At 60.0% G+C, this 21,295-nt stretch carries 19 protein-coding genes and 1 tRNA gene; 5 read left to right on the forward strand and 15 right to left on the reverse strand.

Annotated features, from left to right (window positions below; genetic code table 11):
- The first annotated feature begins 16 nt into the window (after nt 1-16).
- Nucleotides 17-916 carry a hydrogen peroxide-inducible genes activator gene (locus ACP7E0_RS12560; RefSeq protein WP_113316605.1) on the forward strand — a complete coding sequence of 300 codons (900 nt, stop codon included), beginning with the start codon at nt 17-19 and terminating at the stop codon, nt 914-916.
- A 1-nt stretch (nt 917) separates the two neighbouring features.
- Here ACP7E0_RS12560 and ACP7E0_RS12565 read toward each other — a convergent pair whose 3' ends face one another.
- From ACP7E0_RS12565 to ACP7E0_RS12585, 5 genes are all read right to left on the reverse strand, one after another.
- A complete protein-coding gene (locus ACP7E0_RS12565; RefSeq protein WP_426125294.1) occupies nt 918-1,793 on the reverse strand; it encodes a dienelactone hydrolase family protein in 876 nt (291 codons plus the stop codon).
- 194 nt (nt 1,794-1,987) lie between these two features.
- Nucleotides 1,988-2,770, reverse strand: a complete 783-nt coding sequence (locus ACP7E0_RS12570) for a 3-hydroxybutyrate dehydrogenase (protein WP_426125295.1) — start codon at nt 2,768-2,770, stop codon at nt 1,988-1,990.
- A gap of 12 nt (nt 2,771-2,782) precedes the next feature.
- A complete protein-coding gene (locus tag ACP7E0_RS12575) occupies nt 2,783-3,523 on the reverse strand; it encodes an acetoacetate decarboxylase (RefSeq protein ID WP_426125296.1) in 741 nt (246 codons plus the stop codon).
- Complete coding sequence (locus ACP7E0_RS12580; RefSeq protein ID WP_426125297.1) at nt 3,520-4,650, reverse strand: DUF3734 domain-containing protein; 1,131 nt, start codon at nt 4,648-4,650, stop codon at nt 3,520-3,522. The genes ACP7E0_RS12575 and ACP7E0_RS12580 overlap by 4 nt, the downstream gene beginning before the upstream one ends.
- A 234-nt stretch (nt 4,651-4,884) precedes the next feature.
- Nucleotides 4,885-5,304, reverse strand: coding sequence for an MAPEG family protein (locus tag ACP7E0_RS12585; protein ID WP_426125298.1), 420 nt, complete (start codon nt 5,302-5,304; stop codon nt 4,885-4,887).
- 161 nt (nt 5,305-5,465) lie between these two features.
- Here ACP7E0_RS12585 and ACP7E0_RS12590 point away from each other — a divergent pair, with 161 nt between their 5' ends.
- Nucleotides 5,466-6,728, forward strand: a complete 1,263-nt coding sequence (locus tag ACP7E0_RS12590) for a low temperature requirement protein A (RefSeq protein WP_426125299.1) — start codon at nt 5,466-5,468, stop codon at nt 6,726-6,728.
- Nucleotides 6,729-6,793: 65 nt separating this feature from the next.
- On the opposite strand, the gene guaB is transcribed toward ACP7E0_RS12590, so the two are convergent.
- Both guaB and ACP7E0_RS12600 read right to left on the reverse strand, forming a co-directional pair.
- Complete coding sequence (gene guaB, locus ACP7E0_RS12595; RefSeq protein WP_426125301.1) at nt 6,794-8,290, reverse strand: IMP dehydrogenase; 1,497 nt, start codon at nt 8,288-8,290, stop codon at nt 6,794-6,796.
- A gap of 194 nt (nt 8,291-8,484) precedes the next feature.
- Nucleotides 8,485-9,477, reverse strand: a complete 993-nt coding sequence (locus tag ACP7E0_RS12600; protein WP_426125302.1) for an MBL fold metallo-hydrolase — start codon at nt 9,475-9,477, stop codon at nt 8,485-8,487.
- 205 nt (nt 9,478-9,682) lie between these two features.
- Here ACP7E0_RS12600 and ACP7E0_RS12605 point away from each other — a divergent pair, with 205 nt between their 5' ends.
- The gene (locus ACP7E0_RS12605) at nt 9,683-11,095 is read left to right on the forward strand and encodes a DHA2 family efflux MFS transporter permease subunit (RefSeq protein ID WP_426125303.1); all 1,413 of its coding nucleotides are present in this window, start codon (nt 9,683-9,685) and stop codon (nt 11,093-11,095) included.
- A 12-nt stretch (nt 11,096-11,107) separates the two neighbouring features.
- Here ACP7E0_RS12605 and ACP7E0_RS12610 read toward each other — a convergent pair whose 3' ends face one another.
- Genes ACP7E0_RS12610 through ACP7E0_RS12620 form a run of 3 tightly spaced genes read right to left on the reverse strand, consistent with a single transcriptional unit; the run spans nt 11,108 to nt 13,863 of the window.
- A complete protein-coding gene (locus ACP7E0_RS12610) occupies nt 11,108-11,491 on the reverse strand; it encodes a VOC family protein (RefSeq protein WP_426125304.1) in 384 nt (127 codons plus the stop codon).
- Between the two features lie 3 nt (nt 11,492-11,494).
- Complete coding sequence (locus ACP7E0_RS12615) at nt 11,495-12,274, reverse strand: RlmE family RNA methyltransferase (RefSeq protein WP_426125305.1); 780 nt, start codon at nt 12,272-12,274, stop codon at nt 11,495-11,497.
- The gene (locus ACP7E0_RS12620) at nt 12,271-13,863 is read right to left on the reverse strand and encodes a Ppx/GppA phosphatase family protein (protein ID WP_426125306.1); all 1,593 of its coding nucleotides are present in this window, start codon (nt 13,861-13,863) and stop codon (nt 12,271-12,273) included. The genes ACP7E0_RS12615 and ACP7E0_RS12620 overlap by 4 nt, the downstream gene beginning before the upstream one ends.
- A gap of 264 nt (nt 13,864-14,127) precedes the next feature.
- Between ACP7E0_RS12620 and ACP7E0_RS12625 the strand changes: the two genes are divergently transcribed.
- Nucleotides 14,128-14,201 (forward strand) — tRNA-Gln (locus tag ACP7E0_RS12625).
- A 193-nt stretch (nt 14,202-14,394) separates the two neighbouring features.
- On the opposite strand, the gene ACP7E0_RS12630 is transcribed toward ACP7E0_RS12625, so the two are convergent.
- Nucleotides 14,395-14,787 (reverse strand): GFA family protein, encoded by a 393-nt coding sequence (locus ACP7E0_RS12630; RefSeq protein WP_426125307.1) that lies wholly within the window; start codon nt 14,785-14,787, stop codon nt 14,395-14,397.
- A gap of 353 nt (nt 14,788-15,140) precedes the next feature.
- Between ACP7E0_RS12630 and ACP7E0_RS12635 the strand changes: the two genes are divergently transcribed.
- Nucleotides 15,141-15,539: a hypothetical protein gene (locus tag ACP7E0_RS12635; protein WP_426125308.1), complete on the forward strand. Its 399-nt coding sequence runs from the start codon at nt 15,141-15,143 to the stop codon at nt 15,537-15,539.
- Nucleotides 15,540-15,635: 96 nt separating this feature from the next.
- Here ACP7E0_RS12635 and ACP7E0_RS12640 read toward each other — a convergent pair whose 3' ends face one another.
- The 4 genes from ACP7E0_RS12640 to ACP7E0_RS12655 are packed head-to-tail and all read right to left on the reverse strand — an operon-like array spanning nt 15,636 to nt 21,212.
- Nucleotides 15,636-16,301: a ribbon-helix-helix domain-containing protein gene (locus tag ACP7E0_RS12640; RefSeq protein WP_426125309.1), complete on the reverse strand. Its 666-nt coding sequence runs from the start codon at nt 16,299-16,301 to the stop codon at nt 15,636-15,638.
- Nucleotide 16,302: 1 nt separating this feature from the next.
- Nucleotides 16,303-17,595: an HlyD family type I secretion periplasmic adaptor subunit gene (locus tag ACP7E0_RS12645; protein WP_426125310.1), complete on the reverse strand. Its 1,293-nt coding sequence runs from the start codon at nt 17,593-17,595 to the stop codon at nt 16,303-16,305.
- Complete coding sequence (locus ACP7E0_RS12650) at nt 17,592-19,751, reverse strand: type I secretion system permease/ATPase (RefSeq protein WP_426125312.1); 2,160 nt, start codon at nt 19,749-19,751, stop codon at nt 17,592-17,594. The genes ACP7E0_RS12645 and ACP7E0_RS12650 overlap by 4 nt, the downstream gene beginning before the upstream one ends.
- Nucleotides 19,752-19,769: 18 nt before the next feature.
- On the reverse strand, nt 19,770-21,212 hold the full coding sequence (locus ACP7E0_RS12655) for a TolC family outer membrane protein (RefSeq protein WP_426125313.1): 1,443 nt from the start codon (nt 21,210-21,212) through the stop codon (nt 19,770-19,772).
- Nucleotides 21,213-21,295 lie beyond the last annotated feature (83 nt).

Raw genomic sequence — 21,295 nt, forward strand, 5'->3', positions numbered from 1 at the left:
ATAGGATAAACTTATCATGATCACCATACGCCAAATGCGCTATTTCGATGCGCTCGCCAGCGCCCGGCATTTCGGACGGGCAGCCCTGATGGTCAATGTCAGCCAGCCTGCACTCTCGGCGCAGATCGCCGAAATGGAACGCGAACTGAGCGTCAAGCTGGTGGAGCGCGGCAAAGGGCCGACACTGCTGACGCGCGAAGGCGAGGCTCTGTTGCCGGAAATGCGCAAAATCCTCGGCGGTATCGACCAACTCTACCAGCAGGCGCGGCAGGTCACCGGGGTCCTGGAGGGCAAACACCGGCTGGGGATCATCCCGACCGTTGCCCCCTATCTCGTGCCCGTCCTCATTCCACTGGTTCGCCAGCGCTATCCCAATCTGCAGATCGAACTGAAAGAGCTTCTGACCGGCCCCCTCCTCGACGACTTGCGCCACGGACGGCTCGACAGCGTTATCGTTGCGCTTCCGATCGACGAGGAAAACCTGTCGAGTTCGCTGCTGTTCGAGGACCGGTTCCTGATTGCCAGCACGGCGGATGAAAACACCATCCTGATGTCGCCGATGACCGAGGACAAGGTCGATGTCGAGCGGTTGCTTCTGCTTGAGGAAGGCCACTGCCTGCGCGACCATGCGCTGGCGGTCTGCGGCATCCACTCCGGCAAACGCGTCGCCAACTATGGCGCAACCTCGATGGCCACCCTTTTGCAGATGGTCAGCCACGGCATGGGCATCACGCTGATCCCGGAGATTGCGGTCAACGACGAAAAGACCCGCAACCGCATGCGGATCGTTCCCTTCGCCGAGCCGCAACCGTCCCGCAAGATCGGGCTGGTCTGGCGCACGCGCAGCGGCCGCCAGAACGACCAGCACGCGCTGGCCAGCCTGATTTCGGAGGCCGCCAAACGCCTGCTGCAATAGGTCAGACGACCTTGGCTTTCAAGAACTCCACCGTCCGGCCCCAGGCGAGATCGGCAGCTTTCTTGTCGTAGCGGGCGGCCGACGTGTCGTTGTTGAAGGCGTGGTTGACGCCGTCGTAGATATGGATGGTGAAGTCCTTGCCGTTGTCGGTCAGCGCCATCTTATAGGCATCGATGCCGGCATTGATCCGGTCGTCGAGGCCGGCATATTGCAGCAGAAGTGCCGCCTTGATCTTTGGCACGTCTTCAGCCGGCGGCTGGGCGCCGTAATAGGCGACACCGGCTTTCAGGTCGGGTGAGGCAACGGCCAGCTTGTTGACCATGCCACCGCCCCAGCAGAAACCGATGGCGCCGGCCTTGCCGGTGGTGAGGTCATTGCCTTCGAGATAGGTGACGGTCGCAACCGCATTATCAACGGTGTGCTTGCCATCCAGCGCGCCGATCATTTCGCGCGCCTTGTCCTCGTCGGCCGGAGTTCCGCCGGCGGGCGACAGGAAGTCCGGGGCGAGCGCCACGAACCCTTCGAGCGCCATGCGGCGGGCGACATCCTTGATATGCGGATTGAGACCGCGGTTCTCGTGAATGACGATGACGGCGGGAAGCTTGCTGGTCGCATCGGCCGGGCGGACCAGATAGCCCTTCATCTCGCCACCGACGCCCGGATAGGTGACATCCTCGGCTTTCACCCGCGGGTCGGCTTCAGGGATCATTTCAGCCTGCGCGCTGTTGGCGGCAAGCAGCGGGGCGATTGCCGCGGCGGTTGCGGCGGATCCCGTCAGTGCTGTCAGCGTGCGCATGAAGGCGCGGCGGTCGAGGCTCAAATGGGTGTACTCGTCATAGGCGTTGATCATCGCCTGGGTGATCTGCGGCTTGTCCATGCTTTCCTCCTGTGGCCGGCGCCATCAGGTCCCAAGGACATGCAGGCGCGCTGTGATGGCGTTCGGTCACGACACAGTGCGAGCATGACCGGCCAAGACACAGAATTGCGGCACTTGCAGATTTAGACAATGACAACACCGTCACGTTGACGCAAACGTGATCCGGACGATGCCGGCCGGATCACGTTTGTTGCCTATTGCATGTACCAGCCGTGGCTGACGACGAGCGACTGGCCGGTCAGCGCATTGGTCTCGAAGCCAGCGAACAAGAGCGCCACTTCGGCGACATCCTCGACGGTGGTGAATTCCGTATCGACGGTGCCGCCGAGCATCATCTTCCTGACGACTTCTTCTTCCGAGATGCCGAGAGCCTTCGCCTGTTCCGGGATCTGCTTTTCAACCAGCGGCGTTTTCACGAAGCCCGGGCAGATGACGTTGGCGCGCACACCGTCCGGTCCGCCTTCCTTGGCAACCACGCGGGCAAGGCCGAGCAGGCCGTGTTTGGCGGTGACATAGGCGGATTTCAGCGGTGAGGCCTCGTGTGAATGAACCGAGCCCATATAGATGATCGCCCCGCCTTTCTGCGCCTTCATATGCGGAATGCAGGCCTTGGTGGTCAGAAACGCGCCGTCGAGATGAATCGCGAGCATCTTCTTCCAGTCGGAAAAGGCATAATCCTCGATCTTGTTGACGATCTGGATGCCGGCATTGGAGACGAGCACATCCACCCTGCCCCATTTGGCAACGACAGCGGCGACGCCGGTGTTAACAGCGTCTTCGCTGGTGACGTCCATGGCAAGGCCGATCGCCTCGCCCGGTCCCCGCGCCGTCAGGTCCTTGGCCGTCGCTTCCGCCGCTTCGAGCTTCAGGTCGGCGATGACGACCTTGGCGCCTTCCGACACATACTTCTTGGCGATCGCCAAGCCGATGCCGCTGGCCGAGCCGGTGACGACGCAGACCTTGTCCTTGAGTTTCATGGTTTTAACTCCCTATTTTGCAAGATAATCATGGACCACTTCGCCGAGGCCTAGCGTCAGGTCGGAGAGAATATGGACGGCGGATCTGACCTCCAGCACCGGCAGATCGGCGACCGGGGCAAGCGCGTGCGGAAACAACGCTAAGGCCCCCGGGCCTTCCCAGGCGCCCTTCACCGTCAGGTCTTCGAGATAATAGCGGACGAGCTCGCAGATGCGCGGCGTGCAATCGACATGCGGAATGATCTTCAGCATGAAATTCGGCTGTTTCAGACTTTCCAAGACCTTGGCCTTGTCGAGCGTGCGGTGCTTGAAACCCATGGTCGCGGTTGCCACCCGCTGGCCGCCATATTCAAGCGTGCCGACCAAAGCATCTTTCATCGATGTCAGCGACGGCTCTGCGAGCTTCTTCGGAAAACCCCAGATCTCGCGGCCACCGGCGATCGGCGCGTCGTCATTCAGATACATCGAATGCACATAGCCGCCGTGCACGCCTTGATAGGTGACCGGAATGACCTGGCCGGACTCGGTGTAATCGCCGAAACCGGTCGAATCCGGCATGCGGATGAACTCGTATTTCACCAGCGGCTCATCGAATTGCAGCGGCTCGGGCACCACCCGGCGCAAGGCTTCCGGATCGGTGCGATAGGTGATGATCATGTATTCGCGGTTGACGAACCGGTATGGCCCCGGCGGATAAGACGGGCTGGTCAGCGGCATGGCAAAGGCATTGCGAACGACATCTTTGATTTTCATGATTTTTTCTCGCCTCCATGTTTTTCACAAAGATCGAAGACGCGAATCCCGTTGGTTGGACGGGTGCGGCTCTGCCAATCAGGATGATTAAGTGTCCTGACCACATCGTCGTGTCCGGCCTTCCAGTGTTCTTCCACTGACAATCGGGAAAACTCGTAGTCCTTCGATCCGCTTTCATAGGCGGCGTGACGATAGATCAGATGCACCATCGTCACGGCAGAATCATTGCCGATCTTTTCGAGGAGCCGGGCGTCAGGATCATCCTTCAGCTCATCCGGCAGCTTTTCCATCAGCCGCTTGGCGGCCATGCGGATCGTCTGCAGCTTGCGGAACTGGTCAGTGTTCAAGCGGGTGCGGCTGGAAAAGCGGATTTCCTTTTCGCGGGCTTCGACATCGAAGAGGTCCTTGGGCAGAGGGCCCCTGGCGCTGAACAGATCGACCTGGAAGATGCACAGGTCGCTTTCCAACTCCCCGCCGCCGAGAATACGCTGCAGCGGCGTGTTGGAGACGATGCCGCCATCCCAATAGAAGCGGCCGTCGATCTCGACCGGCGCAAAGCCCGGCGGCAAGGCGCCTGATGCTGCGACATGCTTTACCGAAAAGGCACAGTGATTGTTATCAAAATAGTTGAAATTGCCGCTCATGACATCGACCGCGCCGAGGCTCAGGCGAATGGCGCTCGAATTGATCAGGTCGAAATCCACCAGGCCGGCGAGCGTCTCTTCCAGCGGCGCGGTGTCGTAGAGACTGATTGCCGCCATCGGATCGCCGGGAATTTTCCATGGTGCAAAAGCGCGCGGTGTGAAGAAGCCGGGAACGCCGGTCAGCGATCCGAGAACGGCAGCGGATTCATTGAACCATTTCCGCATCACATCGCCATTGCCGAGAAAATGGCCTGGCAATCCCGACGAGACCCGGTGCCAGAATGTCCTCAAGTTATCGATGCGACGGTCGACGGGGCTTCCGGCAATGATCGCAGAGTTGATCGAGCCGATGGAAATGCCGGCCAGCCAATCCGGCCGGATACCCGCTTCATGTAGCGCCTCATAAGCCCCTGCCTGATAGGCGCCGAGAGCACCGCCGCCCTGAAACACCAAAACGGTCTTCTCTTCCGGTATTGTGCTCACGGGACGCTTTCCTTTGGACTGCTGCAGCTGCGAATAGACAACGCTAGGCGGGTTGTCCGGTTCCGCATCCGCAGATTAAGTTTCGGTAACGTGGGAAAGGCAATTGGGAGGCGTTATATTCCATTAAACCAATGGGTTGAACTTGAGACGGCGCTTCTTTTCGCGCCACCGGAGCCGGATGATAGTCCGGTCTTGTGCACTGCGCAATGCAAGACAATGTGACAGCCGCATCAATCAAAGTCCGGCCAGATGGATGGCGAAAAGCAACCACAGACTGAAATTGAGGACGAACCCGACCACGAAGAGGCGTTGGCGTATCCGAAGCCTGTTGGACGTTACATGCACATAGGCGTGCGAGTAGCGGCTGAGCACGAAGAGCCAGGCAATGGCCAGCACCACATAGTTTACGCCTGCAGTCAGGTGCAGCAGAACGCAGACAAGGAAGAAAAGCACCGGCAATTCGAACTGGTTGATCAGGCTGCGGGCAACGGTGGCACTTGGCTCCGGTTCGATCGCCGGAACCCAAAAGTCCGATGCCTTGGCGGTTCCGGCGCGCACGGCGCTGTAACGGCGCCTCAACATCAGAAAATAGATCGCGTGGATCAACGCAACCTGCGCGATGACCGGCCAGAAGATTGCAGTCGATATGGGCATGATCACTCCGTCGATTCGAACTCGCCCTGATCTATAGCGAGCCAGCGGAAAATCCAGAACAAGCTAGCACCAAGCCCGCATCGCGCTCCATGCTTGACAGCTGTTTTATGAATGAACGATGTTCGAAAACAGTGCCCCTGCAGCCCGCGAGAAAGAACCGTATGTCCGAACAGCATGCTCCCGCCGCCCCGCTGCCCACCCATCATGCCGCCGCGATGCGCGGACGCGATCCGCACGAACACCACCGGGTGGCGACACCGCTCGAGCTGCTGTTTGACCTGACCTTCGTCATCGCCTTTGGCGTTGCCGGATCGCAGCTCGCCCATCTTCTGGCAGAGGGCCATTACGCGGCCGGGTTGACGGGCTTTGGTTTTGCGATGTTCGCCGTTTGCTGGGCCTGGGTGAATTTCTCCTGGTTCGCGTCCGCCTTTGATACCGATGACTGGATCTACCGGCTAACCACGATGGTGCAGATGGTGGGCGTGCTCATCCTTGCGCTCGGTTTGCCGCAGATGTTCGAATCCATCGACAAGGGCGCACATGTCGATAACGGCATCATGGTGCTCGGTTATGTCATCATGCGCGTCGCCATGATCTTCCAATGGCTGCGCGCCGCACGGCAGACCCCGGATCGGCGCCCCGTCTGCCTCGCCTATGTGACGGCGATCTCCATTGCCCAGATTGGCTGGATCGCGCTGATCTTCATCGACATGCCGCTGCTGCCGACCTTCCTCTGCGTCGTCCTGCTCACCCTCATCGAAATGCTGGGCCCTGTCGTTGCCGAACGCAGGGGCGGCGGCACGCCCTGGCATGCGCACCATATCGCCGAACGTTATGGCCTCTTGGCGATCATCACACTCGGCGAAGGTGTCGTCGGAACGGTGGCCTCGATCTCCGCCATCGTCGGCGAGCAGGGATGGAGCCTTGACGCCATCCTCATCTGCGTTGCCGGCACCGGTCTTACCTTCGGCATGTGGTGGCTCTATTTCCTGCTGCCGTCCGGCCAGATCCTCCATCGCTTCCGCAACCGCGCTTTCCTCTGGGGTTACGGTCACATGCTGATCCTTGCATCGATCGCGGCGACCGGTGCCGGTCTGCATGTGGCGGCCTATTACATTGAGCACAAGGCGCATATCGGCGCGGTTGCCGCCGTTCTCACCGTCGCCGTGCCGGTGTTTGCCTATGTCACGCTGATCTTCGCGCATTACGTCTACCTGCTGCGCAAGCTGGAGACCTTCTACCTCGGGCTGATGATCGGCATGACGGCAGTGGTGGCGCTGGCCATCCTGTGCGCTGCCGCCGGCATCAGCATGACAACCTGCCTCATCATCCTGATGTTCGCGCCGCTCGTTCCCGTGGTCGGATACGAGGTCAAAGGCCATCGCTACGGCAGCGCCGCACTTCAGAGGGCGCTGGAAGCCTGAGATCAAAGAAAAAGCGGCGAAGACAACTCCGCCGCTTTTTCATATTCACATTTATCGAACGTCGCTTACATCGCGCCCGGATAGTTCGGGCTTTCGCGGGTGATCGTCACGTCATGGGCGTGGCTTTCGCGCAAGCCCGCACCGGAGATGCGCACGAAGGTGGCGCGTTCCTGGAAGTCCTTGATGGTCGCACCGCCGACATAGCCCATGGAGGCCTTCAGACCACCAGCCAGCTGATGCAGAACGCCGGAGACCGGCCCCTTGTACGGAACCTGGCCTTCGATGCCTTCCGGTACCAGCTTCAGCGTGTCGCGGACTTCCGCCTGGAAATAGCGGTCAGCCGAGCCGCGCGCCATGGCGCCGACGGAGCCCATGCCGCGATAGGCCTTGAACGAGCGGCCCTGATAGAGAAACACTTCGCCCGGGCTTTCGTCGGTACCAGCGAGCAGCGAGCCGATCATGCAGGCCGAAGCACCGGCAGCGATGGCCTTGGCCAGATCGCCAGAGAACTTGATACCGCCATCGGCGATAACCGGGATATTGGCGGCCTGCGCTGCCTCCACAGCCGACATAATGGCTGCGAGCTGCGGCACGCCGACACCCGCGACGATGCGGGTGGTGCAGATCGAGCCCGGGCCGATACCGACCTTGACGGCGTCCGCACCGGCATCGATCAGCGCCTTGGTGCCGCCGGCCGTGGCGACATTGCCGGCCATGACGCGAACCGAGTTCGACATGGTCTTGACCTTGGTCACCGCGTCGAGAACGCGCTGCGAATGGCCGTGCGCGGTATCGACGACGATCAGGTCGACGCCAGCATCGATCAGCCGCTCGGCCCGCTCGATACCGTCATCGCCAACGCTGATGGCGGCAGCGGCACGCAGGCGGCCCTGCGCATCCTTCGAGGCATTCGGGTTGAGCTGCGACTTTTCAATATCCTTGACCGTGATCAGACCGACGCAACGGCGGTCAGCATCGATGACCAGCAGCTTTTCGATGCGGTGCGTGTGAAGAAGACGCTTGGCTTCCTTCTGATCGACGTTTTCGGTGACCGTGATCAGGTTTTCACGGGTCATCAGTTCGTAGATTTTCTGGCCTGGGTCCGACGCAAACCGCACATCGCGGTTGGTCAGGATACCGACGAGGCGGCCGGGAATCTTGCCGGTTGCATTTTCGACGACCGGGATGCCGGAGATCGAATACATCTTCATCAGCGCCAGGGCATCGGCCAGCGTCGCGTCAGGGCCGATCGTGACCGGGTTGACGACCATACCGCTTTCGAATTTCTTGACCTGGCGGACCTGCTCGGCCTGTTCGATCGGGGTGAGATTGCGGTGGATGACGCCGATGCCGCCGGCCTGTGCCATGGCGATTGCAAGACGGCCTTCCGTGACCGTATCCATCGCCGAGGAGAGGATCGGCAGGTTGAGGTCGATATCCTGGGCGATGCGGGTGGCGATATTCGTCTGCCCCGGCATGACCTCGGAATGTCCGGGTTGCAGAAGAACGTCGTCGAAGGTCAGAGCCTCCAAACCGGTTGCCGTTTCGATGATGCGCGCCATTGCCAAATCCCTTCAGTAAAAGGTGTTCTCCCCGCACAGTTTGACAACTGTGCGGTGGAAGACTCGCCGCGCTCAAGCGGGCGAGAGTTTCTTGGAAGTTGGCGAGGGCTGGTAACACGGATATGACGGGTTGGAAATAGCAAAAGCCCGGCAAGAGTGCCGGGCCAGCCAAGATTCTGTTCGCAAGTGCAATATCAGGTTTCGAACTGGTAGGTCTCCGGCACGAATCGATAGCCCTGTTCGAACTTCTCGATGAAGCCGACGGCCGGGAACGGCATGTGGTAGCCGACGAAGGGCAGGCGGTCGGCGGCGACCATGTCGAAGACCTTTTTGCGCGATGCGGCAGCCTTGGCCTTGTCCATGTCGAACTTCACTTCCCAATCAGGCCGCTGCAGCGACAGCACGAAATGGTTGGCGGTATCGGCCGTCAGCACCAGACCCTTGCCTTCCGATTCGACCTTGAAGACCATATGCCCCGGAGAATGGCCAAAGGCCGCCATCGAGGTGATGCCGGGCACGACCTCTGCACCATCGGCGATGAAGGTCATCTTTTCGGCCAGCGGCACGACGTTTTTCAAGACGCCCTTGCGCCCGCCCTCGGCCGGCGTTCCGACGCGGGCTTCGTCCTTCCAGAAATCGAACTCGGCCTGGCCTGCGACATAGCGGGCATTCTTGAAGGCCGGGGCGCCGCCTTCCATCAGGCCGCCGATATGATCGCCGTGCATGTGGGTGATGACGACGATGCTAACCTGATCCGGGGTGTAACCGGCGTTTGCGATCCCCTCCAGCAGATGACCAGCACCAGCCGCACGGCCACCCTCACCCATGCCGGTATCGAACAGGATCACCTCCGATCCCGTATCGATCAGGGTCGGCGAGAAGCCGTTGGCGAATTTGTCGGTGGGCAGGAAATTCGCCTTCAGCAGATCTCCCACCGCTTCCGGCTTCTGGTTGATGCCGAAGGTTTCCTCGGGTTTTTCGCCGATGCGGATGCCGTCGCTGATGACGGTGACGCCGAAATTGCCGATCTTGAAACTGCTGGTCCTGCCTGCCGGTATTTTCATCGTGTCCGCTTTCGGTTCGCTTTGCGCAAAGGCCGCCCGGTTCATTACGAACGGTACTGCCAGCGCGCCAGCGGCCGTCGCTCCAAATAGGGCACGGCGGCTCAAGGGAATAGACGTCGTCATGCTGTTCTCCATTTTTTTGATTGGAAGGCTGGCATTGTTGGGCTGAACGGTGGGTGCGTCCAATCAACAAGGCGACATCTAGGGTCTTGACAGGAGATGGCCGCTGAACTCACACGGATGTGATCGCAAAGTGAGCGCCGCATGACGACTTTTGCCAAAAAAGTCCTATGTTCCGGTCGCTCCGCAGTCGCGCAAGGCCGTTCGCATGAATCGCATCGTTCCGATGATCCTCGCCGTCGCTCTGTTCATGGAGCAGATGGATTCCACCGTCATTGCCACATCGCTGCCGGCGATTTCCCATGATCTTGGCGTCGGGCCAATCACGCTGAAGCTGGCGCTGACGTCCTACATGGTGTCGCTGGCGATCTTCATTCCCTTGAGCGGCTGGATGGCCGACCGGTTCGGTGCCAAGCGCATCTTTCGCGCTGCAATCCTCGTCTTTGTCTTCGGCTCGATCCTCTGCGCCGTTGCCGACAGCGTGTTTGCCTTCGTCGTTTCGCGCTTCCTGCAGGGCATGGGCGGGGCGATGATGACGCCGGTTGCCCGCCTTGTGCTGGTGCGCTCGACGCAGCGCAGCGAACTGGTCGGCGCCATGGCGCTCTTGACCATTCCCGCCCTCGTCGGCCCGCTTGCAGGCCCGCCGCTCGGCGGCTTCATCACCACCTATTTCTCCTGGCACTGGATCTTTCTGATCAACGTGCCGGTCGGCATTATCGGCTATATCCTGTCGGGCGTCTACCTGCCGGAGATCAAGAGCGACGCGCCACCGCCAATCGACATCAAGGGTTTCTTCCTCAGCGCCATCGCCGCCTCCGGCACGATGTTCGGACTGTCGGTGATGAGCCTGCCGGCGTTACCACCGCTGATCGGCGCGGCCGCCGTCATCATCGGTGTCATCTGCGGCTTCCTCTATGTTCGCCATGCGCGGCGCCACCCTGCCCCGCTCCTCGATCTCAACCTGTTCAAGGACAGCGCGTTTCGGGCTGCGGCGATTGGCGGAACGCTGTTTCGTATCTCGATCGGTGCCGTTCCCTTCCTGATGCCGCTGATGCTGCAGGTCGGCTTTGGCCTGACGCCGTTTCAGTCCGGCATGATCACCTTCATCGGCGCCGTCGGCGCGCTGACAACCAAGTTCTTTGCCAAGCGCGTGCTGATCTTTGCCGGTTTCCGCACCACGCTGATCTTTGCCTGTATCACCGGAACGATCCTGACGTTCGTCAATGGCCTGTTCACCCCGGCAACGCCCTATGCCGTGATGATGTTCATCCTGCTTTTGGCCGGTTTTGCCCGCTCGTTCTTCTTCACCAGCGTCAATGCGCTGGCTTTCGCCGATATCCCGGATTCGATGGCGAGCAAGGCGACATCGATGACTGCTGTTCTGCAGCAGATGAGCCTGGCGCTCGGCGTTGCCGTTGCCGGTGCCATCCTTGAAATCGAAACGACTCTGACGGGATCGAAACTGGAGCTGGGGGATTTCCAGCTCGCCTTCATGCTGATCTCAGCAGTCACCCTGACGGCGATCATTCCGCTGATCGGCATGTCGAAGACGGCAGGCTCATCCGTATCGGGTCACCGGATGCGAACCGATCCGGAGACAGAGACGATCAGCGTCAAGTAAAACGGGGGTGGCCTATTCCGGGCGCTCGCAGACGGCCGACAGCTTGTTGCCATCGGGATCGCGGACATAGGCCGCGTAGAAATGAGCGTGAAAGGGCCGGAGGCCCGGCCCACCCTCGTCGGTGCCGCCATTGGCAAGGGCTGCCTGATAGAAAGCATCAACCACGGCGCGGCTTTCCGCTTCGAGCGCAACCATCGAGCCATTGCCGATCGTCGCAGGCTTGCGGTCATAGGGCGAGACGACCCATAGGCGGCAGCGGCTGTCGCTCTCCGCCCCGTAACCGATTTCGACATCGTCCTGCTTGCGGCGTTTCAAACCCAGCGGAGCGAGCGCTGCGTCATAAAACAGCTGCGCCCGGTCCAGATCATTGGTGCCGATGGTGAGGTAGAGAAGCATCGCTTAATCGGCCTCGACCGAATCCCGCTCATCCACCACTTCGCGCTCGTCAATCTCGGTCTCACTGTCATAGAGTGAGCGGGCGCCGGGCTTGCGGCCCTTGAAACCCTTGGCGAGCAGGAACATCTCAACCGATTCCGCCCGCGAGGCCGCCGGTTTCACATGGATGACCTGCTTGAAGTTCTGCTTCAGCAGGGTCAAAAGCTCGCGCTCGGCACCGCCCTGGAAGGTCTTGGCAAGGAAATGCCCGCCTTCGCCGAGAACGTCGATGGCGAAATAGGCAGCGACCTCGCAGAGATGCATGGTGCGGATATGGTCGGTCTGGCGATGGCCGGTCGTCGGCGCAGCCATGTCCGAAAGCACCAGATCCGGGGTGCCACCCAGCGCCGTCATCAGCTTTTCCGGAGCCGTCGGATCGAGGAAGTCCAGCTGCAGGATATGGACACCAGCCAGCGGGTCGAGTTCGAGAAAGTCGATTGCCACGACCTTCGGATCGCTGTCGGTCGAGTTCGTCACCTTGGCGGCGATCTGCGACCAGCTGCCCGGGGCAGCGCCCAAGTCGATAATGCGCCTGGCGCCGGTGAGGATCTTGTGCTTCTCGTCGATCTCCAGCAGCTTGAACGCCGCGCGGGCGCGATAGCCTTCGAGCTGCGCACGCTGCACATAGGGATCGTTGATATGCCGCTCGATCCAGCGCCGCGACGACGCCTTCAGCTTGCCCTTCTTGACCTTCTGGCCAAGCTTGCGCCCGGTGCGGTTTCCGCCGATCGGGGGTTTTGTCATTGTGAGTTTCCTTCGTGGGAACCGTACTGCATGCCGCGCGGATGCCGGCGGACGCGTCCGCGCCGCCATACACCATCATCGGCCATCATGTCGGTCAAAAGCCCCTCGCGCAGGCCGCGATCGGCAACGCGCATGCGCTCCGATGGCCAGCGGCGGCGAATGGCTTCGAGAATGGCGCATCCGGCCAGAACCAGATCGGCCCGATCCGGCCCGATGCAGGGATTGGCCGCGCGGGCGGTGAAATCCCAGGACAGAAGACGCGCCTGCATCGCCGAGACCTCGTCGTCCGACAGCCAGAGACCATCGACCTTGCGGCGGTCGTAACGCGGCAGGTCGAGATGCACGCCAGCCAGCGTCGTCACCGTGCCGGAGGTGCCGATCAGGTGAAAACCGTTCTCGTCGCCGGGATTGTCGAGCGTGTGGATGGCCGGGCAATCGAAATTGGACAGCATGCCCTGAACCTCGACCACCATCGCCTCGAAGCTTTCCGGCGAGACGTCCTGGCCGCCATGGCGCTCCGACAGCGTCACGACGCCGACCGGCAGCGATGTCCAGTGGGTGATGTGATTGGCCAGCCGGCTCGACCGGGTTTCGCCGATCTTGATGACGGCGATTTCCGAGGAGCCACCGCCGATATCGAACAGAACCACCGATTTGGTTTCGCGGCCGACCAGCGACGAGCAGCCGGAGACGGCAAGCCGTGCCTCGGTTTCGCGGTTGATGATCTCGAGTTCCAGCCCGGTTTCGGCCAGAACGCGCTCAAGAAAAGCCTCGCCGTTTTCGGCGGCACGAGCGGCCTCGGTGGCAATCAGCCGGGTCTTGCGGATTTCGCGGGTCTTCAGCTTGGCAGCGCAGACTTTCAAGGCCTCGATCGAACGGTCCATTGCATCCTGCGACAGGCGGCCGGACGCACCAAGCCCCTCACCGAGCCGGACAATGCGCGAAAAAGCATCGACGACACGGAACTGGCCGGGACGGGTCGGCTGCGCAATCAAAAGCCGGCAATTGTTGGTGCCGAGATCAAGCGCCGCATAAAGCGGCGAGCCCGCATCAGAGCCATACGAAAACGCCTGGCCATTGCCGCGCCGCTCATGGCCGTTATTGCCGGACGATGGCCGTTCCTCGACCCGCGCGCTGGAAGCCGCAGATTGCGACGGCTGCTGCCTTGCGGCGTCGCTGACGGGCCGCGGCTTTTCGGTGGCCGCAAGCGGGCGGCCCTGCAAGCTGCGGCGCTGCCTGCTCTTCTTGCTGCGTTTGCGGTTGGAATTGTCTGCGCCTGGGACAGCAGCGGCCTTTGGACCATCGGCATCGGCGCTTACGCCCGCTGCTGCTGACGGCTGTTCCTGGCCGGATTTGGAACGGCGCCTGCGCTTGCGTTTGCGCACCGGTTCTCCGGTGGCATCTGTCACTTCGGGACGCCGTGTTTCTCCGTTACCAACGGAGGAACTGGCATTCGCAGAGGCTGCGCGGGACGGTTTCCCCCGCCTACGCTTGCCTTTGCCGGAACGAGGTACTGACTGCCCATCGTTGCGGTCTGCTGCCGACGCCCCGGAAACGGACGGCTGTTCGCCGTTGTCGGGGTCTCTCACGTGTCTGTCCATTGCGCCGCGCGGAACGATAGCCGCTCGAGGCGCTCTCTTGATTTTCGTTGGCTGGACTTTACCAGTGCCATCCCAAATCGCCAAATTCTTTTTGCACACCGTGCAGTACGCGCCCATCGCGCACCTTTCACGGCCACCTTCCAGAGTTTTTGCCGGGGCTTGCGGATTTTTTGCCAAAATCTATTGCATCCCCCGATCTTTTGTTTATAAGCCCGCTTCACCGGCTGGGCACAAACATCGCCCAAGCAGTTTTGGGGAATAGGTTAACGGTAGACCCACGGACTCTGACTCCGTTAGTCCTGGTTCGAATCCAGGTTCCCCAGCCAATCTTCTTTATCAGCAGTTTCAGTCAGTTAGCGCGTTGCGGCACAGGTGCTGCAGCATTGGTAAGTGCTCCGTATCACTGAGTGTGACAAGGCTCCGATGCGCTTGATCCTGCTGAAAGACGCGGCCGCAGTTTGCCCAACGCACTTTTAGAGCCTTCCACTCGCAGAAGCCCCGCCCTCATCAATCAGCGGCCTATTCCTCGAAGCGGTCTGTAGCGCTCCGGTCGCGGTCATATCGTTTCATGAGCGGAAACGGCGGCAACCAGGTTTCGCGGCGGGTCGTCCAGAGTTCGTAGGTTGGTATCAGTTGGTCGGGAACATCGAGAGACCCGAGGTTCACTTCGATCTCGTCAGCATCGCGTGCGAAAACGGGCGAACCGCAACGGGGACAGAAAAAACGGCCGGCGTAGTCGCGTGTCTCGCCTTCGATCGTCACCGCATCCTGCGGAAAGATCCCGGAGGCGTGAAAGAGCGCTCCGTGATGCTTGCGGCAGTCGAGACAGTGACAAAGGCCGACCCGATAGGGAGCGCCCAGCGCGACAAATCGGACTGCTCCGCACAGGCAGCCGCCGGTGAATCGATCCATGCTGGGTGTCCCCTCCATCAAGCCGATGGAATGTTACAACGCACGGCCTTGTCTTTGCAATTTCCCAACGCAGGCGGCGATATGCAGCGTGTCCGTAGGAATGGGAGTGAACGTCGCTGCCAGCGAATTGAACGGCCTGACACTCCTGATGCAACATCGTCGTGTTTGGGGGGCGCGTCGCGCGGCAAGCGGCATATCGGAAAACTTGGCAGCGTGCATGACAACCGCCCATTGTCGCCGGAGCGCAGGCCCCCATCAGGCGCGACGGGTGAAATCATATGGTGTTGAAACCCTTGATTGTTGATCCCATTTTCAACATGGTTGTGCAGATGACTTAATCCAGAAGGTGCACGATGCCGGCCATCACCAAGCGGGCTGCGGTGGAACAGATGATTGATGGCGCAATGCGAGCGCATGACGGGCAACAATACGCAGCCGCCGTTACACTGGCCGCGGCGGCCGGAGGAGCCATGCCGCAGCCGGCTGAGAAAGCACTGCTCGATATCACGCGGGACGCATTTGCCGGCTATGCTGCGACGAAGGAAATCGTTTCGCAGTTGAACAGAGAACGCGACTGGTTGAAGCACGACAATCTTGAGCATCCGGATCAGATGGACATCGATCGGGGATCCTCACTGATATACATTATCCGGGCCATGTCCAGGTTTCATGCTGTATATGGTAGAGAGCAGGAGACGCCCGCGATGGCAGAATTCTTCGCCATTGCCCGCGCATTCGGCCCTGACGACTGACGGCAACGATGAACGGGCTCGATACGCCGAGGCCGGATTTCCATATTGACATCACAGTGCTCCGCACCGCGCCAGTCAGAGACCAATACGGCGTAGTCAGAACCCGGATACATATCCGATCAGCATCGAATCCTCGTGCGTCGGCGCCGGGGCAATGTTGATTTTCCCGCGCATGGTCTGCAGGTTGAGGCCGATGCTGAAGCCGGTTTTGATGATGGTACCCTGATTGGCGTTCAAGGCCCGCAGGGCCTCGTCAATCTGGATATCGATCAGAAACCGCAGGCCCTTTTTCAATTGCGACCTGTCGCTCAGCGCCAGCCTGCTGCGCAGCATAGCAAGGAATGGGTCATTGAAGAGGAAGATCTTGCGTTCCCTGGTCAAAACCATCGTCGGGGCCGGTGATGCCTGAACGATGGCATTCAAATTGGCCATCGACGCCTTGGCTTCGAGAAGCTCGATGCGGCACAGCGCCCATTTGAAACTGATCGCCCTCAGCAGCGATGCAAGATTAGTGGAGTCGGGTATCTGGCCTGCTGCCGATTCGACGAGGTCTGCCGTGCTGACGCCCGATCCGGCGGCAATGCGGCTCAAACCATCCCAATAGATACGCTCAAGCCGGATTCCCCGCCGTTCGCCCGTCCGCCCACCAACAGCCTTGAAATGTGGCTCCACCTCCTCGGCAGCGATCCTCGGCAACGCGCCGCGTGTCTCCAGAGTTGGTGAAGAGGCCTCGCTGACCGGCATGGCATCGTCCAGTGCCATATCAACGCTCCGTCAGCGCTTCCGAGCGCGCCTTGTTGATCGGCTTGAGGAGATAGCTCAGGATCGTCTTGCGGCCGGTCATGATCTCGACCGAGGCGACCATGCCCGGCATGATCGGATAGGATTGTCCGTTTCTCTCAAGCTCGGATCGGTTGGTCTTTACCTGAACAAGATAATAGGTCTCGCCTTTTTCCTTCTCCACCAGACTATCGGCCGATATGTTGACGACCTCGCCATCCAGCCCCCCGAAGACGGAAAAGTCATAGGCGGTCACCTTGACCACCGCTTTTTGGCCGCGACGCAGGAAGGCGACGTCACGCGGCGATATGCGCGCTTCGATCAGCAACGTATCGGCCGTTGGCACGACACCGGCGATGACGCTGCCTGGATCGACATAGGCACCGATGGTGTTTACCTCAAGCGTATTGACGATGCCTTCAACGGGCGAGCGAATGTCGGTGCGCTTCACCCGGTCGGTCGCGCCACGGATCGTTTCGTCGACGACCGAAAGCTCCGACAGGGTCTGCGCCTTCTCCGTCAGGGCCTGCTGTTGCAGCTCAAGGGTGACGTCGTTGACGAGAAGTTTCGCCTCTTCGATGCCGCCTTGAAGCCGCACCAGGCTTTCTTCATAGACCCTCAACTGTCCCTGCTGGTCCGTCAGGTCGCGCTCAACCTTCAGCACTTCCGTTTCGGCAACGAGTTTCTTTTTGGCAAGCGGTGCGATCAGGTCGCGCTGGCGCTGCGCGCTTTCGATATTCTGCTTGATATGAGCGATGTTGGCGTAAGCTTCACTCAGTTCGTTCTGCTTCTGCTTGGTCCGTTCATTCAGCACGCTGACCTTGTTGCGATAGCTGGCGCGGTTGGCGTCCAGCAGCTTCTGCTCATTGAAGCAGACATCCTTGGCAACAGCGAGGATCTCCGGCGGGCAATTGAAGATGGCGGTGTAATCGCCTGCCTCCTCCAGTGTCAGCCGGGCAACCCTTGCCCCGAGCGCACGGGCCTTCGCCACCGATTCGCCAAGTGACGATTCTGTGGTGGTATTTTGAAGCTGAACCAGCAACTGACCCTTGCGGACAACCTGGCCGAGGTGGACAGCGATTTCCTGAACGATGCCGGCTTCCGATGTCTGGACGACCTGGGTTTTCGAGACCGGGATGACCCGCCCTTCGCCCCGCGCCAGTTCGTCGATTTCGGCAAAGGCTGCCCAGGCGACGAAACAGACGATGCACAGCGCTACCAGCCCGAGGATGGCGCGGGCAAGCAGTGGCGGATTGTCCAAATGGGCGCTGCTCATGCCTGCACCGGACGGCTGCGCTGCATAGATTCGAAAACAGTGGCCTTCGGACCATCGGCAACGATGCGCCCCTTGTCGACGACGATCAAGCGATCGACCAGTTCCAGCATGCTATGGCGATGGGTCGCAATCAACAACGTGGTTTGAGGTCCAAAAGCGTTTCTCAAGCGGGATATCAGATGCCGTTCGCTGGCAAGATCCATCGCGCCCGACGGCTCATCGAGGAAAACGATTTTCGGTTTGACGAGAAGCAGCCGGGCGATTGTCAGAGCCTGCTTCTGCCCACTCGACAAGTTGGTGCCGCGTTCGCCAACCGGCATGTCAAACCCGCGTGGATGATTGGCAACGAATAGATCGACGCCAGTCATGCGCGCGACCTCGAGAAGTTCGTCATCGGTCGCGTCCGCACGGCCCATCAACAGATTTTCTTTGACCGTTCCGGAGAGCAAATCCGACGATTGGCCGGCAACCGCAACGGCGGCTCTCACCTCAGCCATGTGATATTGGCGGATATCGACGCCATCGACCAGAAGGCGGCCCGATGCCGGCAGATAAAGGCCGTCGAGCAGCCGCCCGATCGTCGTCTTTCCCGATCCGATACGGCCGATAATGCCGACCTTCTCGCCCGGCGATACCGAGAACGAGAGTTGACTGATGACCGGATAATCCGAACCCGGATATTGGAAGACGACGTTTTCAAAGCGGAAACTGCCCTGCTTGATCTGCCGGTTGACGAACCCTGCGGTGGACGGCCGGTCGTCGGGCTGTTCCATGATCTTGTCAAGAATACGCAGGGACATCGTCGCCTGCCGGAAACGGGCAAGGGTCATGGCAATTTGCCCCAGCGGCGCACCCGCCCGGCTTGCCAGCATGACGGTGGCGATGATCGCTCCCATCGCGATCTTGCCTTCCGCAAACTCATACGCACCGGCAATGACGATCAGCGTACTGACGGATTGCTGGATAAAGGTGGTCGTGTTCACCGCATTGGCGGAGATATGTTTTATCTTCTCGCTGGTCCGGCTGGAATTCTTCGTCAGTTCCTGCCAGCGCCGCAGCATTCCCGCCTCAGCACTCAGGCTTTTCAACGTTTCGATCGTTGAAATCGTCTCGACCAGAAGAGACTGCCTGCGGGATGCCTCATTGGCCGCCGTCGCCATGCTCTTGCCGATCTGGGCTTGCGCAACCAGACCGACGATGACGGTCAAGACAAAAGCGACGGCCGGGATGACCACCAGCCAACCGGCGATCAGATAGATGACGAACAGGAAGATGAAGACAAAGGCACTATCAATCAGGACGCCGATCGTATTCGACGTGAAAAACTCACGCACGAACTCATATTGCGTCACCCGGTTTGCATATTCCCCGGTGGACTGCGGCCGCGATGCAAGCGTCGAGTTCAAAACCTTGTCGAAAATCAGCTGCGACAGGCGCAAATCCGCCTTTCGCCCGGCATAGTCGATCAGCGACGCTCGTGCGGTTTTGAGCAGAAAATCAAAGAGATATGCCAGTGTAATACCGACAGCGAGGACCCAAAGGGTCGGCATCGCCTTGTTCGGTAAAACCCGGTCATAGACGTTCATGGTAAACAGCGGCGAACCGAGCGCGATGAGGTTGATGAACAGCGCTGCCACGATGACGCGCACATAGGTCCGCCAATAGGGAATAAGCGTCGTTGTCAGCCAATGGCGCTTTTCGATCTCGACAGCATTGCCGACTTGCGCCTCTTCCGAGGCGTTGACGTAATACACGCTGAAGGCAAAAGCAGCCAAGGGCTTGAAGCTGGTCAGCTTTTCGCCCGGCAGACGGATCGCCGCTCCATTTTTGGCGATCATGTCAAGAAGATACGCACCATTCTCATCACGATCGAGAAGTGCCAGCACCCGGCCTTCCGGCAGGAGGACCACGGCGGGACAGTCAAAATTTCCCGTGCGGCAATCGCGCTCCTCGACCTTGCGGACCTGCAGGCCGATACGTTCGGCGATGCGCTCGACATCATCCAGTTCGAGCGATTCCGTCAACTCATCCGGCAGGCCGGAAAAAAGAACGGTATCGGATGCCGGCCGCCCAAAATAGGTAGCGACCGACTTGAACGCCGTTTTGAAGTTCCGCAACGGAATGGCACCGGTACTTTCCATTGCTATGTTCAGCATCGCTGTGCACCCGGTTGGTTACTGGGACCGGATAGGGGCGAGCAGATCGAAGGGCTTATCGGCGCTTTGATGAGAATCAAGCTCGACATAATTTGCATCTTGGACAGTGGCGGGAACGCCAAACTCCTGGCGGGCATATTCAGTACCCTGATCCATCGGCTTCAGGCCCATCGTTGCCACGAGCTTTCCAGATGCGGCCAGAATCTTGTACTCGGCGAAAAGTGCTGCGAGACGGGCTGTGTCGGATAGAACGCTGGTGTTGAAGCGTGTGTTCTGCGCATCCAGCACGTCCAGCAATGACCGCTGCCCGACCCGGAACTGTTCACGGTACGAAGAAACCAGTTGGGCATTTGTCTTGGACTGGCGGGAAAGAGCAGCGGCAAGCTCGCCGCGGCTCTTGCGCTCGTTCCAGGCCGACCGGACGGATTCTTCGACTTCGCGATGGGTTTCGTGAAGAATTTCGCGCTGCTCACCTGCACGGCGAATCTGCTCCTGCTCGCGGGCAATATCAATGCCGCCACGATACAGATTCCAGCGAGCAACGACGCGCGCCTGCAGATCATTGGTATTGCCGTAGTCGCCGTTTATGTCGTCACCCGTACTGGCGCTTGCCTCCAGATTGACCTTCGGCAGGTAGTTTGCCCGGGCGCCCTGCACACCGGCATCGGCAGCATCGATATCGGCAGACGCCGATGACATTCGCGGGCTGCTCTTGGTCGCAATGAAGATTGCGTCATCAAGCGTGCGCGGCAGGTATTTCGCAACGGAACCGGGTGTTTCCACCTTGGAAATCGCCTCGCCAACGACTTTCAGGAAACGGATCTTCGTTGCCTCGAGTTCCTGATTGGCTTCGATCAACCGCGCACTGGCCGCCTCCAGGCGTTCGTTGCCCTGAAGCCCGTCGGCGTCGGTCAAAGTACCGCCCTTGATGCTATCCTTGATGTCGCCGAGTATCTGCCGGTGAAAACCAAGGTTATCCTTGGCGGCCTGAACAATCTTGGTCTGCAAGATGTATTCCAGATAGCTTTGAACGACCTCGAGCGCCAGGGACTCGGACCTCTCGAGAACCCGGAACGACGCGCCGTCGACGCGCGATGCCTGACGGTTGACTTCGGCACGCCGCGCTCCGCCGTCATACAATGTCTGGGTAATGCTCAGACTGACATCGGACGGTGACAGGCTATCGTGATCGGTCGAGAGACCACCCGAAGTCGGGCTCGCCAGCCGGCGTTTGCCGGCGCCGGCTTCCAAATCAATCGATGGCAGGTAAAGCCCCCGCGCCTGACGCAGCTCGAATTCCACGGCTTCGCGATTTTTTGTCGCCTGCAGAATCTGTGGATTGGTTTTCAGCGTCTTATCGATTGCCTGCTTCAGGCTCATCGCCTCTGCAGTACCGCCAAGAACAAAACCAAACGACACAGTTGCACACAACACTGCTATCAGCCTGCTTTTCATTTTCATCACGTATCAACTCCCAGCCGTGCATAGAGCCGTTCCGCCCAAGAACAGAGCTCACGAAATTCCAAGAGGAAAATCCCCAAAAC

It is taken from the genome of Pararhizobium sp. PWRC1-1, from assembly GCF_049897905.1.
Lineage (GTDB): Bacteria > Pseudomonadota > Alphaproteobacteria > Rhizobiales > Rhizobiaceae > Pararhizobium.

What these genes read in the sequence shown, in the direction of transcription:
- ACP7E0_RS12560 (WP_113316605.1), top strand. Translation starts at nt 17, where the DNA reads ATGATCACCATACGCCAAATGCGCTATTTCGATGCGCTCGCCAGCGCC.
- ACP7E0_RS12565 (WP_426125294.1), bottom strand. Translation starts at nt 1,793, where the DNA reads ATGGACAAGCCGCAGATCACCCAGGCGATGATCAACGCCTATGACGAG.
- ACP7E0_RS12570 (WP_426125295.1), bottom strand. Translation starts at nt 2,770, where the DNA reads ATGAAACTCAAGGACAAGGTCTGCGTCGTCACCGGCTCGGCCAGCGGC.
- ACP7E0_RS12575 (WP_426125296.1), bottom strand. Translation starts at nt 3,523, where the DNA reads ATGAAAATCAAAGATGTCGTTCGCAATGCCTTTGCCATGCCGCTGACC.
- ACP7E0_RS12585 (WP_426125298.1), bottom strand. Translation starts at nt 5,304, where the DNA reads ATGCCCATATCGACTGCAATCTTCTGGCCGGTCATCGCGCAGGTTGCG.
- ACP7E0_RS12590 (WP_426125299.1), top strand. Translation starts at nt 5,466, where the DNA reads ATGTCCGAACAGCATGCTCCCGCCGCCCCGCTGCCCACCCATCATGCC.
- guaB (WP_426125301.1), bottom strand. Translation starts at nt 8,290, where the DNA reads ATGGCGCGCATCATCGAAACGGCAACCGGTTTGGAGGCTCTGACCTTC.
- ACP7E0_RS12600 (WP_426125302.1), bottom strand. Translation starts at nt 9,477, where the DNA reads ATGACGACGTCTATTCCCTTGAGCCGCCGTGCCCTATTTGGAGCGACG.
- ACP7E0_RS12605 (WP_426125303.1), top strand. Translation starts at nt 9,683, where the DNA reads ATGAATCGCATCGTTCCGATGATCCTCGCCGTCGCTCTGTTCATGGAG.
- ACP7E0_RS12610 (WP_426125304.1), bottom strand. Translation starts at nt 11,491, where the DNA reads ATGCTTCTCTACCTCACCATCGGCACCAATGATCTGGACCGGGCGCAG.
- ACP7E0_RS12615 (WP_426125305.1), bottom strand. Translation starts at nt 12,274, where the DNA reads ATGACAAAACCCCCGATCGGCGGAAACCGCACCGGGCGCAAGCTTGGC.
- ACP7E0_RS12630 (WP_426125307.1), bottom strand. Translation starts at nt 14,787, where the DNA reads ATGGATCGATTCACCGGCGGCTGCCTGTGCGGAGCAGTCCGATTTGTC.
- ACP7E0_RS12635 (WP_426125308.1), top strand. Translation starts at nt 15,141, where the DNA reads ATGCCGGCCATCACCAAGCGGGCTGCGGTGGAACAGATGATTGATGGC.
- ACP7E0_RS12640 (WP_426125309.1), bottom strand. Translation starts at nt 16,301, where the DNA reads ATGGCACTGGACGATGCCATGCCGGTCAGCGAGGCCTCTTCACCAACT.
- ACP7E0_RS12645 (WP_426125310.1), bottom strand. Translation starts at nt 17,595, where the DNA reads ATGAGCAGCGCCCATTTGGACAATCCGCCACTGCTTGCCCGCGCCATC.
- ACP7E0_RS12650 (WP_426125312.1), bottom strand. Translation starts at nt 19,751, where the DNA reads ATGCTGAACATAGCAATGGAAAGTACCGGTGCCATTCCGTTGCGGAAC.
- ACP7E0_RS12655 (WP_426125313.1), bottom strand. Translation starts at nt 21,212, where the DNA reads ATGAAAATGAAAAGCAGGCTGATAGCAGTGTTGTGTGCAACTGTGTCG.